The organism is Pantoea sp. Cy-640 (assembly GCF_011752635.1).
Taxonomy (GTDB): domain Bacteria; phylum Pseudomonadota; class Gammaproteobacteria; order Enterobacterales; family Enterobacteriaceae; genus Pantoea; species Pantoea dispersa.
This window is the reverse complement of record NZ_VWXB01000001.1, coordinates 1,045,723-1,057,728: the sequence shown is the minus strand read 5'-3', so window position 1 is coordinate 1,057,728 and position 12,006 is coordinate 1,045,723. Positions and strand designations below refer to the sequence as shown.

The 12,006-nt window shown below is 58.4% G+C and carries 9 protein-coding genes and 1 tRNA gene; 2 read left to right on the top strand and 8 right to left on the bottom strand.

Going from position 1 to position 12,006, the window contains the following annotated elements; genetic code table 11:
- Positions 1–35: 35 nt before the first annotated feature.
- Together hxlB and F3J36_RS05245 are read right to left on the bottom strand one after the other, a co-directional pair.
- Positions 36–596, bottom strand: a complete 561-nt coding sequence (gene hxlB / locus F3J36_RS05250) for a 6-phospho-3-hexuloisomerase (RefSeq protein WP_166719086.1) — start codon at positions 594–596, stop codon at positions 36–38.
- Between the two features lie 730 nt (positions 597–1,326).
- A tRNA-Ser gene (locus F3J36_RS05245) sits at positions 1,327–1,414 on the bottom strand.
- A gap of 245 nt (positions 1,415–1,659) precedes the next feature.
- Between F3J36_RS05245 and phoA the strand changes: the two genes are divergently transcribed.
- Positions 1,660–3,066 carry an alkaline phosphatase gene (phoA, locus tag F3J36_RS05240; RefSeq protein ID WP_166719085.1) on the top strand — a complete coding sequence of 469 codons (1,407 nt, stop codon included), beginning with the start codon at positions 1,660–1,662 and terminating at the stop codon, positions 3,064–3,066.
- Between the two features lie 5 nt (positions 3,067–3,071).
- On the opposite strand, the gene F3J36_RS05235 is transcribed toward phoA, so the two are convergent.
- Entirely contained in the window at positions 3,072–4,247 is a 1,176-nt protein-coding gene (locus F3J36_RS05235; RefSeq protein WP_166719084.1) for a YbfB/YjiJ family MFS transporter, read from the bottom strand.
- A gap of 86 nt (positions 4,248–4,333) precedes the next feature.
- Here F3J36_RS05235 and F3J36_RS05230 point away from each other — a divergent pair, with 86 nt between their 5' ends.
- A complete protein-coding gene (locus F3J36_RS05230) occupies positions 4,334–5,128 on the top strand; it encodes a helix-turn-helix transcriptional regulator (RefSeq protein WP_166719083.1) in 795 nt (264 codons plus the stop codon).
- 38 nt (positions 5,129–5,166) lie between these two features.
- On the opposite strand, the gene gap is transcribed toward F3J36_RS05230, so the two are convergent.
- From gap to F3J36_RS05205, 5 genes are all read right to left on the bottom strand, one after another.
- Positions 5,167–6,177 (bottom strand): type I glyceraldehyde-3-phosphate dehydrogenase, encoded by a 1,011-nt coding sequence (gene gap / locus F3J36_RS05225; RefSeq protein WP_021509920.1) that lies wholly within the window; start codon positions 6,175–6,177, stop codon positions 5,167–5,169.
- Positions 6,178–6,254: 77 nt separating this feature from the next.
- Positions 6,255–7,235 (bottom strand): GlxA family transcriptional regulator, encoded by a 981-nt coding sequence (locus tag F3J36_RS05220; RefSeq protein WP_059009576.1) that lies wholly within the window; start codon positions 7,233–7,235, stop codon positions 6,255–6,257.
- Positions 7,236–7,613: 378 nt separating this feature from the next.
- Positions 7,614–7,865 (bottom strand): type 1 fimbrial protein, encoded by a 252-nt coding sequence (locus tag F3J36_RS05215; RefSeq protein WP_166719082.1) that lies wholly within the window; start codon positions 7,863–7,865, stop codon positions 7,614–7,616.
- Positions 7,866–8,113: 248 nt separating this feature from the next.
- Positions 8,114–10,507, bottom strand: coding sequence for a TIM-barrel domain-containing protein (locus F3J36_RS05210; protein WP_166719081.1), 2,394 nt, complete (start codon positions 10,505–10,507; stop codon positions 8,114–8,116).
- Between the two features lie 11 nt (positions 10,508–10,518).
- Positions 10,519–11,820, bottom strand: coding sequence for an MFS transporter (locus F3J36_RS05205; protein WP_021509925.1), 1,302 nt, complete (start codon positions 11,818–11,820; stop codon positions 10,519–10,521).
- Positions 11,821–12,006 lie beyond the last annotated feature (186 nt).

Below are 12,006 nucleotides of genomic sequence, written 5' to 3'. Positions count from 1 at the left end.
TATAAATCAGCGACGTTCGGGAACGCGTTATGCTGTTATTCGAAGTCCGCATGGCGGCTGAACATGCTCTCGCTGGTTTCACCACACTGATGCATGATTTCAAGCACCATGGCGTCACAGGTGATAAAGCAAAGCTGCTCAAAGGCCGAGCCCATTGGCTGCGAGAATCGTCCGGCGCTGCGTGCGTTATCGGTTTTAACGTTGCCGGGTAACACCAACACGCATTTGGCCAGTCTGCCGATGCCTGAATCAGCTTTCAGGGTAATCAGCGCCACATCGACACCGCGCTCAACGGCGTTCAGCGCCAGCGCTTTCAGGCTCGCGGTTTCGCCACTGCCAGAACCAATAATCAATAAATCGCCAGGTCTGGAGTGGGGTGACGAGATTTCACCCACCATGCTGACCGAGAAACCCAAATGCAACAGACGGTTAGCGAACGCGCGGATAGCAATGCCGCTGCGCCCGGCACCCTGCAGGAAAATGTGTTTGGCACTGCGAATTTGTGCGATCAATGCCTGCGCCTGACTCTCGTCTATCTGCCGGGCGTTGTGGGCGAGTTCCGTAAGAATATGGGTGACATGTGACTGAACGGCCATGTTAACGCTCTCCCCTCAGGCAAGGGTTCGTCCCTCTCAGTAAACAGCGAAAAGAGTGGCCGGAACAGGGCCGGTGCTTTTTCAGTCTGGTCATCGCGCATTCCCTCTTAATTCAAAGACATCATCAGTGGATGAAAAGGATACCCTGCAGAATTTCCGGTAAGAGTACACGGTCCGCTGCCCATGCGATATTGCAGCGAAAAGGGATCTTTCGATTATGCGTCCTGTGGCACAAAAGCGGTTGGATAACAGACAAATAAAAATGCCCAGCTATTAACTGGGCACTTTTATATAAATGATGGCGGTGAGGGGGGGATTGATGTCACTCGACACATCCTTGTGCCTCGCCCTTCGGGTGGCTTGCAGCCATGCAAAACGGCTATCCTGCCATTTTGTTACTTCGCTCACCCTGCGGGCAGCGTCGCAGGCTCCGCTGTCCAACTGGTATGCGCCAGTTGTCGAACCCCCCATCGGGGATTCTCATCCCCCCGCGCCTGGAGAATATAAATGAAAAAAGCCCGTACTTGCGTACAGGCTCTTCTCTGAATGATGGCGGTGAGGGGGGGATTGATTCGCTTCGCTCACCCTGCGGGCAGCGTCGCAGGCTCCGCTGTCCAACTGGCATGCGCCAGTTGTCGAACCCCCCATCGGGGATTCTCATCCCCCCCACGTCTGGAGAATATACAAATAAAAATGCCCAGCTATTAACTGGGCACTTTTATATAAATGATGGCGGTGAGGGGGGGATTCGAACCCCCGATACGTTGCCGTATACACACTTTCCAGGCGTGCTCCTTCAGCCACTCGGACACCTCACCACATTTTGTTTGCTGACCGCACTGGGTCAACGGGGCGCTACTATAGGGAGTTCAGCGATAAGGGTCAAGGGCTATTTTCTCCTTTTTTTCTATTCGCTTAACCTCTGCGCAGATTGCCTTAAGCCTCTCCACTTTGCCGCTTTTGTCATCAAAACATTCCTTAACTGACACAAAAGTGTCACCGCATTGTCGCAGACTTGTCGGCGGAAACATTGGGTTATATCTACGGATAAGGATGCTGATAAATGAAACGCTTACCTCTTTTCACGCTCTCTCTGCTGGCTTCACTCACCACCACGTCCGCGCTGGCAGAGAGCGCCAGCTATCAACGCGCCGCCACCGGCGATATCACCCAGCACGGCGGCGCGCGTCGCCTGAGCGGTGACCAGACCGAAGCGCTGAAAGCCTCATTGAGCAATAGCACGGCGAAGAATGTCATCCTGCTGATTGGCGATGGCATGGGCGATTCCGAAATCACCGTGGCGCGCAATCAGGCGATGGGGGCCGGCGGCTTCTTTGCTGGTATTGATGCGCTGCCGCTCACCGGCCAGTACACCCATTACTCGCTGGACAAGAAAACGCATAAGCCAAACTACGTAACGGATTCTGCCGCGTCGGCCACCGCCTGGGCCACCGGCACGAAAACCTATAACGGCGCGATTGGCGTCGATGTCAACGGCACAGATCAGGTCACGCTGCTTGAGCTGGCGAAAGCAGCAGGCAAAGCCACCGGCAACGTCTCCACCGCAGAACTGCAGGATGCCACGCCGGCCGCGCTGATGGCGCACGTTACCTCGCGCAAATGCTACGGCCCGGAAAAAACCAGCGAGCTATGTCCGGGTAACGCGCTGGAGCAGGGCGGGAAAGGATCGATCAGCGAGCAGCTGCTGCAAACCCGTCCCGACGTCACGCTGGGCGGCGGTGCCAAATCCTTCGCTGAGCGAGCTAAAGCGGGTGTCTATCAGGGCAAAACCCTGCGCGAGCAGGCCGAAGTACGGGGATTCCAGCTGGTCGATAATCTCGCCGCGCTGAATGCGGTACAGCAGGCGAATCAACAGACGCCACTGCTGGGGCTGTTCTCGGAGGGCAACATGCCGGTGCGCTGGCAGGGGCCGAAAGCCAGCTATCACGGCAATCTGGATAAACCGGTGGTGACCTGTGAGGTCAACAAAGATCGTCCGGCATCAATGCCAACCCTGGCGCAGATGACACAAAAAGCCATCGACCTGCTCAGCCACAACCGTCATGGCTTCTTCCTGCAGGTGGAGGGCGCGTCGATTGATAAGCAGGATCACGCTGCTAACCCGTGCGGTCAGATTGGTGAAACCGTTGATTTAGATGAGGCGGTGCAGGTGGCGCTGGCGTATGCGCGCGAGCACGGCGATACGCTGGTGGTGGTAACCGCCGATCACGCGCACAGTAGCCAGATCGTCGAAAACGGCACCAAAGCGCCGGGTCTGACTCAGGCGCTCAACACCAAAGATGGCGCGGTGATGACCATCAGCTACGGTAACTCGGAAGAGGATTCACAGGAGCACACCGGCACCCAGCTGCGCATCGCGGCCTACGGGCCGCATGCGGCGAATGTGGTCGGCCTGACCGATCAGACCGACCTGTTCTTCACGCTGAAGCAGGCGATGGCACTGAAGTAAGCGTGTCAGTGCGGGCGGATGCGCAGCACCAGTAGCCCGCCCAGCACCAGTCCGCCAGCGGCCAGCAGCAGCGCGGGGTGCAGGGAAGCAAAAATCTGCACGCTGGCGGCGGAGATCAGCGGCCCGATTAGCTGACCAGTGGCATAGCCTGACGTCAATATCGCCACGGTTTTTGCCACGCTGATATTGGAGACGGCGCGCGCCAGCTGCATCGATAGCTGCATAATCGAAAGAAACCCCAGCCCGACCATCACCGTTGAGATCAGCAGCCCGCTCACGCCCGGGATGAGCACGCCGCTAGCCACGCCCAGCCCCTGCAGGATCATAACCCACGCCAGGCTGAGGCGCGTATTCAGGCGCGCTGAAAACAGCATAATCAGCACCACGCCAGCCACTGCGCAAAGTCCAAACAGCGGCCAGAAAAGCGCTGCCAGCTGACCCTGAACAAACAGGCTGTGCGCCATTTGTGACAAAAACGTCGCGGGTAAAATGTAGCCGAAACCGGCCAGCGTATAGGCCAGCCATAGCCGTTTTACCTCGCGACCCGGTGCCGTCGACGCACTTTCCCGCTGCCGGGCGGGGAGCGACGCGGGCAGCGCGCGCCACACCAGCAGCACGCCAGCCAGCGCTACCACGCCGTAGCATTGCCAGGCGCGTTCGTCATTCAGGTGTAACCGGGTGATAAGCCACGCCAGCACGCCGCTCAGGGTGATGCCGGCTCCCGGGCCGGCAAATACCGCGGCGGACATGCGCGGGGCCTGCTGCTGTGCCAGCACCATCTGCGTCCAGGAGGTGACGATAATCAGGGCCCAGGCACCACCGATACCCGCCACCACACGGAACAGGCACTGCAGCACCCAGGCATGACTAAAGCCGGAGAGCAGAGTCACCAGCGCGGTGGCCAGCAAACCGGCCTTCAGGTAGCGCGCGTGATGGGCGGTCATCCGGCTCACGTGCAGTGCGCCCAGTAGATAGCCGATGTAATTCATCGCCGCCAGCACGCCAGCGCTGGAGAGCGTCAGGTGACCGTTGGCGATCATCAGCGGGATCTGCGGCGTGAGTGAAAAGCGGCCGATACCCATTACCACAATCAGGGTCACCATGCCGGTGAGCATGGTGATCAGGCTCACCCGGGTGTGCCGGACTGCTTGCCGTCCGGTGGAAACTGAATCTGCTGACATACTTTGCTTTACTCCGCTGAGATACCTTACTCTGTCCGGTGATAGTAAATGTCAATCAGTCAGTGAAAAATGGGGTGGTTTATCCTATGACTACAGCTCATACCCATGCCGTAAAATCGCGTGGTGAAGATGTTAAAAACTTCCTTACCCGCCAGCGCGCGCGTATTGATCCGCAGATCTATGGCTTCAGCCAGCAAAACCGGCGCGTCAGCGGACTGCGGCGCGAAGAAGTGGCACAGCTGGCGGCGGTCAGCGTCAGCTGGTACACCTGGCTCGAGCAGGGTCGCGACATCAGTATTTCGCCCGCCGCGCTGCAGCGCATCGGCAAAGTGCTACAGCTCTCGGTCACCGAGCAGGAGTATCTTGAAGCGCTGGTGTTTGGTAATGCGCATTCGCAACCCTTCAGCCATGAATTGCCGCCTGAGGTGAGGGCGATGGTGGACGCGCTGGACCCGCATCCGGCATTTGTGCGCCGCGCCAACATGGATATTGTCTACTGGAATCCGGCAGCGCAGTCGCTGATTGTCGACTGGGCGGCCCTGCCACTGGCGGATCGCAACTCGCTCAAGCTGATGTTCATCAGTGAAGCCTACCAGCAGCGCATTCATGGCTGGGAAGAGGCGGCGCGCCATACGCTGTCGGCGTTTCGCGCCGGTTATGCCGCCAGCAATCAGGCGCAGGAATTCGAGGTGGTGATCGAGGATTTACTGGCGCGCAGCGCCGGGTTTCGCACGCTGTGGAATGACCATGATGTGGGGAAAATTGGCGCGGGCAATAAAACTCTGATTGATGTCGAAGGGAGGATGCAGACATATACCTTTACCTCGCTGCAAATTGAGCAGGCACCGGGTATGCATCTGATCTTCTATCTGGCGCATTAGCGCGGCGTGCGCGGGTCGGGCGCACGCCGCCGGGGAGATTACAGACCGCGCTGTGCCATCAGGCGCGCGAGGTCAACCAGACGGTTGGAGAAGCCCCATTCGTTATCGTACCAAGCAAGGATCTTCACCAGGTTGCCACCAATAACCAGCGTCGATAAGCCGTCGATGATCGATGAGCGCGCATCGCCCTGATAATCGCTGGAGACCAGCGGCTCATCGCTGTAGCCGAGGATACCCTGCAGCGGGCCGGCAGCAGCAGCGGCTTTAAAGGCGTCATTCACCTCTTCGGCCGTCACGTCGCGTTTCAGCGTCACCGTCAGATCCACTACCGACACCACCGGCACCGGCACGCGCAGCGAGTAACCGGTTAAGCGGCCTTCCAGTTCCGGAATCACCCGGCCAAGCGCTTTAGCCGCGCCGCTAGAGTAGGGCACAATCGACAGCGCCGCCGCACGCGCGCCGCGCAGATCTTTCTCTGGCTGGTCGTGCAGCGCCTGACTGTTGGTATAGGCATGGGTGGTGTTCATCAGACCGTGTTCAATACCAAACGCCTGATGCAGCACCTGCGCGGCCGGCGCCAGGCCGTTAGTGGTACAGCTGCCGTTACTCACCACAAAGTGCTGCTGCGGATCGTAGCGCTGGTCGTTGACGCCCATCACAATCGTCAAATCATCATTTTTGCCCGGCGCAGAGATGATCACGCGTTTGGCGCCGCCGTGCGTGATGTGCACCGCGGCCTTGTCACGCTCGGTAAAAAAGCCGGTGGCTTCGATGACGATATCCACGCCCACTTCACGCCAGCGAATATTGGCCGGATCGCGCTCGCTGAACACCCGCACAGGTTTGCCATCAATGCGCAGCTCGCCGTCGCCAGCGCTGACTTCGGCCGGCAGCCGACCCAGCAGGGAGTCGTGCTTCAGCAGATGCGCCAGCGTTTTGCTGTCGGTGAGATCGTTAATCGCCACGATATCGATGTCGCTGCTGCCCAGCGCGGCGCGGAATACGTTACGTCCGATACGGCCAAAACCGTTAATGCCTACCTTGATCATGACTGACTCCTTAGTGAAGTTACTGCAGTCACTGTAGGCCTGGCGTGCACTGGCGTAAACGACAAAAAAGGATCACTTTACGCCATTTTGCGGCTGTGAAAGCGCTGGCGATATTCGTTAGGCGTGAGATGCAGCTGGCGCTCGAAGCTGCGCCGCAGGTTAATGCTGCTGCCAAAACCGGTGGCAATGGCGATGCGTTCCAGCGTCTCGCGCGTCTGCTCCAGCCGTTCGCGCGCCGCCGCCAGCCGCGCTTCTGCCACATAGCGCGCCGGTGAAACGCCGGTTTCGCGGCTGAACACACGGGTAAAGTTACGCGGGCTCATCGCCACCTGGGCCGCCAGTTTCTCCACCGACAGGTCTTCCGCCAGATGGGCGGCGATCCAGCTCTGCAACTGAGCAATCGGCCCCGACTCGCTGACGGACTGCAGGTGAAAGCGGCTGAACTGCATCTGGCCGCCGGGACGACGCAGATACATCACCATATCCTGCGCGATGTCGCGCGCCACGCTGAAACCAAAATCTTCCTCTACCAGCGCCAGCGTCAGATCGAAGCCGGAGCTGACGCCGCCAGAGGTCCAGATTGGGCCATCCTGGATATACAGCGGGCCGCCTTCAACCTGCACGCGCGGATAGCTGGCCTGCAGCGTGTCCAGCAGACGCCAGTGGCTGGTGGCGCGCCGGCCATCCAGCAATCCCGCCTCCGCCAGCAGCATTGCCGCACCGCATATTGACACCACGCGGCGCGCCTGCGGGGCAGCCAGCTTAATCCAGTCCACCACCATGTTGCGTTCTTCAGGGTTATCACCGCGGCCGGTAATCATGATGGTGTCCCAGCGTTCGCGCGGATCGAGTTCAGCCAGTTTGAGGTCGGCGAGCAGATTGAGGCCGGACTGGCCGTGGATCACCTGGTGCGGCTGCGTGGTTGCAATGCTGATGCGATAGCGTGCGCCAGCGACGCCCACCGGCAGGTGCAGGTTGGCGTGCATCAGGATGTCGGCGATACCCGCCGCTTCGAACAGCATGCCGCCGTCCGGGACAATAATCAGAAAGGTTTTCATGGCGTAAAATGTACCTGCACCACGAAAGAAGTCAATGTAGCAAGGGCTATCAGGCGCGCGAGCTGAATACCCGGCCGCGGCCATCAGACGGGGCTCTACCGGCGGCACCGTACAGGCGCTGGTCGGCACCGGCCTGTTGGTTCAGGCGCTATATTTATATAAAATCATGAAGTCGCAAATGATGCTTATATCCCTCATCATGCAGTTAAAAATATCTGCAGACTGAAGCGTTGGATGCCAGATTAATCAGGTGCCTGTTATTTTGGAAGTGAAATGCCAGGGTAGGTTAAGAGAAACACTATTTTATAAAGCATTCCTTTGCCATGCAGTGATAATGACTACGATAATGAGCAGCTGAGTAAATCAGGCTTAAAACCATCAATTATATTCAACCTGCAGAAAAGTCAAACCACGCTCCCGGATAATGCGCGCGGTGCCCAGCGCGTAAGGTAATTCACGCGCGGCACCATTAACCTGCAGGGTTTCGCTCTTTTTAATCCCTTCGCGCGTGCAGTTCAGCGAGACGCTGCGCGTTACGGCATCATCACAGGAGGGTTCAACGATCGCGCCGACGAACGTGATTTGACCGTCGGCGGCAAGGGTGGCGTGGCTGGCAAGTAAAGCTGTCATCGGTAACAGCAATCTTTTCATCACAGAGGCCCTCTGTGAAGTCGGGAATTATCCGGTTATATGTCGTCTTAATGACTAATAGCGCGCCACAGTTGAATATTGCTTAAACCGGATAGATTTATTAGCGGGATAACGTCGGGACAGAAAACAGGCAGATATCGTGGTGGTATAAGCTGCTGAGGGAGAGAAAAGCGGGCTGCGATGAAGGTAATCAGGCGCACCCGACATCGGTGCGCTCTTGTGGTTTATCAGCTGCGGGAAATCTGCGCCAGCGTCACGTCGGCTGACGCAGCGCCTGCGGCAACACCGTCGATAAACAGCGCACGCTGTTCACCGGTGGGCAGGGCAATCTGCAACGTTTGCCATGCCGGCTGATAGTCACCTTTGCGCCGTAACCTGAGGTGAATAGCTGTGGCTTCGCAGCGCATTTCCCACTGCAGCCACAGCGCATTGCCCTGCTGATAGCCCCAGGATTCGCCATCATCTTCGAACAGTTCGCCGTGGCTAACGCCTTTGCCCTGCAATGGATAAAGCTGCAGCGTGCGGCGATCGTCTGCGGCGGCGTCGACGTGAGCAATACGCTCGCTGAGTGGCAGTGCCGCACCTGCGCGCACCAGCAGCGGCTGCGTTTCCAGGGGCGCAGGCAAGGTGATCCACTGACCACCGCTGTACCACTGCTGCGTGGCGAAATCATACCAGCCTGTCTGGTTGTCGGGCAGCCACAGGCGGCGTTCACGCTGGCCAGGTTCCACCACGCTGGCGACCAGCAGATCGCGGCCGAGCAGGAATTCATCACACTCAGCAAAGGTCTGGGCATCGTGTTCATGATCGAGGAACGTCGGACGCAGCATCGGTTCATCGTCCGCATGCGCCTGCCACAGCAGCGTGTAAAGATACGGCAGCAGGCGATAGCGCAGCGCGATGGCCGCCCGAATCGCGGGCGTGACCGAAGGATACATCCACGGCTCATTCACAGTGTGATCGTCATTCCACGAATGAATGGTGAAGCGCGGATGCATGACGCCATTCTGCACCCAGCGCACAAACAGCTCCGCGTCGGGTTTATCGCCCGAGAAGCCGCCGACGTCGTGACCGACGTTATACAAGCCGGACAGGCTCATGCCAAGGCCCATGCGAATGTTGTAGCGTAGCGAGGTCCAGTTGGTGCGGTTATCGCCGCTCCAGGTTTGCACGTAGCGCTGCATCCCGGCGCAGCCGGAGCGCGAAATCAGGAATGGTCGCTGTTCGGGGGCAAAGCGCTGTTGCGCCTCCATTGAGGCGCGCATCATCAGCAGCGGCATCACCGGGCGAATATGCTTGATGGCAATCGGCGTGCCGAAGCCGTGACAGCGCGCTTCGCCGTCCCAGACTTCATACTCGTTGTTATCATTCCAGGTGGCGTCGATGCCTTTTTCCAGCAGCTGACGGGTGACATTCTCCTGCCACCAGGCGACTGTTTGCGGATGAGTGAAATCGAGGTGCGATCCTTCATCATCCCAGAACACCGAGCGCTCTGGCACATCCTCTTCCGAATCGCGGATAAACAGTCCCTGAGCCGCGACTTCTTCATAGCGCGGGTGATCCTGCAGCAGGCAGGGTTTGATGTTGGCCGCCAGGCGCAGCCCGGCATCGTGAAACGCCTGACTCATCGCTTCCGGCTGCGGCACTTTGTCGTAGTTCCAGTTGAACACATAGCGCTTGTTATTGATGGAGGTATAGCCCGAGGAGAGCTGGAAGGAGTCGCACGGAATAGCGTGCTCTTCGCACAGGCGGATGAAGTTCATCAGCTGGTTTTGCGCATCCGGCGCATCGGTGTAGTGCATGGTCGAGCCGCTGTATCCCAGACTCCATTTGGGGCCGAACAGCGTTTTGCCGGTCAGGCGTACGAAGGTTTTGGTGATATCCACCACCCGCTTACCGACAAACAGGTAGTAATCGATATCGCCACTCTCCGCCTGCCAGCGGCGATACGGCTGGTGATAGTTATCCAGCTCGTTACCCAGATCGAACCAGCTGGTGCTGAGGTTATCGTAGAACAGGCCAAAGCTAACGTCGTTACGCCGCGTGAGGGTGAAGGGCACGTGTTTGTACAGCGGATCGGTGGAGGAAGCGTTGTAACCCATGGCATCCAGATTACGCATCTCATAGCGTTTGCCGTTGCGTTGCAGATCGCCGGTTTTTTCCCCCAGACCGTAGTAGCGGTCGTCCGCCATGCGGCGCTGATAGTGCGCCACGCCGTCGCCGTGTGCGTTGATCTGATAGGCGCTGGTGGGGCGATCGCCGGTCAGCAGTTGCCAGTCGCCTGCGGCATCACGGTATTGCCACTCCAGCGCCAGCGGCTGATGCACTATCACGCGCAGCGTGTCGGTACTGATGGTCAGACAATTGGCTTCTTCCTCCAGCGTAAAGCCGGGCAGGCTAAACCCGGCCAGGCTGTCGCGCGGACGCCCTTCCCACGGAACATCCTGTTCCGGCGCAATGCTCCAGGTGCGGTCCAGACTGTAGTTGCCGTGGCGCTTGATCACCACGCGGAACAGACCTTTTTCCAGCACGTACAGGCACAGATGGTGTTTGCCATCGACGTTAAGCACCACATGGTGACGATCAGAATGGGCTAAAGACCAGTTTTTTAAGGTTTTCATCGTTACCTACTTCATTGGGTCGCTGAACGACGCTCAGCAATAAACGCAATCAGGAAGACTGCACCGATCAGGTCAAAGAAGCCCATGGCGACAAACAGCGGGTTAAAGCCGATTTTGTCAGCCGTCACGCCAATCACCAGCGAAAACAGGAAGCTGGAGATCCAGGCAAACGAGCCGCGCATGCCATTCACCGTGGCCATCTGGCCCTTATCAAATTTTTCCACCACCAGCGCACTCAACATGCAGGAAATGATCTGATGACCAAAACCGCCAATCGAGATCAGGGCAATCGCGACGTAGGGGTCTTTGGTCATCGCCACCAGCGCCAGCGACAGCATCAGAAAGGCGCCGGTGACCGAGCTGGCGACAACGGAATTTACCTGCCTGAAGCCAAACAGCCGGGTATAGATGCGCGTCAGGTAGCCGCTGGCTGCACTGCCGAGATCCGCCGCGAGGAACGGCAGCCAGGCGAACATGGCAATCTGTTTCAGGTCCATTCCCAGATCTTTTGCCAGATAGAGCGGTACCCAGAAGCTCAGCACGCCCCATGCCGGTTCAGCCATAAAAGCGGGAATGGCGATACCGTAAAAACGCTTGTTTCTGGAGACGGTTTTCAGTGCTTTGAAGAAGGGCAGTTTGACCGCCGGTGGCTCATTATCCTGCCGAATAAAGGCCAGCTCATCGCTGCTGAGATTCGGGTTACGTTCCGGATCGCGATACAACAGCCACCACAGCACCACCCAGCCCAGAGCCAGACAGCCGGTAAACAGGAACGCGCCCTGCCAGCCGAACGAGGCGTGGGCAAAGTAGATGATGGGAGGCGCCAGCATAGCGCCAATCGAGAAGCCGACGCCGGCCCAGCCGGCCGCGATCGGGCGCTCTTTTTTCGGGAACCATTCACCAATCACTTTGGCGTTGGCCGGCGTGGCGGCCGCTTCAGCTCCGCCCATGACAAAGCGCAAAATGGCCAGGTGCAACCAGCTGGCGGCGCCGGCATGGAACAGACAGGCCAGCGCCCAGATGGTGGCGCAGATGAAGAAGCCGAGTTTGAGGCCAATGACGTCAATCAGCCAGCCGCAGATCGGTTGAAAGAAGGTATAAGCCAGCTGAAAAGCGCCGACTATCCATGAATATTGTTCTGTGGTGATGCCGAGACTGGTTTTCAGCTCGGGGGCCAGAATGCCTAACGAGTTACGGGTAATGTAGTTGACGGTGACACCGGCCAGAAACAGCACCAGCACCCACCAGCGCAGATGACGGATGACGCGTTTCGTGCCGGTTGCGGCAATCCCTGGGTTCAAACTGCGGTTCATCGGATTCTCCATTCATTATTAACAGCATGTGTGAGCAACGTCTGTGACTGCCTGGCCGGAGGTGGAGTCCATACCGGCCAGCGCATCACCCCTGGGCCTTGATTGCCGGGCGTGGCGTGATGCGTCCTGTTTTAACCATCCGCCGGGAGTGAACCACAGTTAGGCCAGGTGGTCGCCAGCCTGATG

Excerpts from the sequence above, each read along its gene's own strand:
- hxlB (WP_166719086.1), bottom strand. The coding sequence starts at position 596 with ATGGCCGTTCAGTCACATGTCACCCATATTCTTACGGAACTCGCCCAC.
- phoA (WP_166719085.1), top strand. The coding sequence starts at position 1,660 with ATGAAACGCTTACCTCTTTTCACGCTCTCTCTGCTGGCTTCACTCACC.
- F3J36_RS05235 (WP_166719084.1), bottom strand. The coding sequence starts at position 4,247 with ATGTCAGCAGATTCAGTTTCCACCGGACGGCAAGCAGTCCGGCACACC.
- F3J36_RS05230 (WP_166719083.1), top strand. The coding sequence starts at position 4,334 with ATGACTACAGCTCATACCCATGCCGTAAAATCGCGTGGTGAAGATGTT.
- gap (WP_021509920.1), bottom strand. The coding sequence starts at position 6,177 with ATGATCAAGGTAGGCATTAACGGTTTTGGCCGTATCGGACGTAACGTA.
- F3J36_RS05220 (WP_059009576.1), bottom strand. The coding sequence starts at position 7,235 with ATGAAAACCTTTCTGATTATTGTCCCGGACGGCGGCATGCTGTTCGAA.
- F3J36_RS05215 (WP_166719082.1), bottom strand. The coding sequence starts at position 7,865 with ATGACAGCTTTACTTGCCAGCCACGCCACCCTTGCCGCCGACGGTCAA.
- F3J36_RS05210 (WP_166719081.1), bottom strand. The coding sequence starts at position 10,507 with ATGAAAACCTTAAAAAACTGGTCTTTAGCCCATTCTGATCGTCACCAT.
- F3J36_RS05205 (WP_021509925.1), bottom strand. The coding sequence starts at position 11,820 with ATGAACCGCAGTTTGAACCCAGGGATTGCCGCAACCGGCACGAAACGC.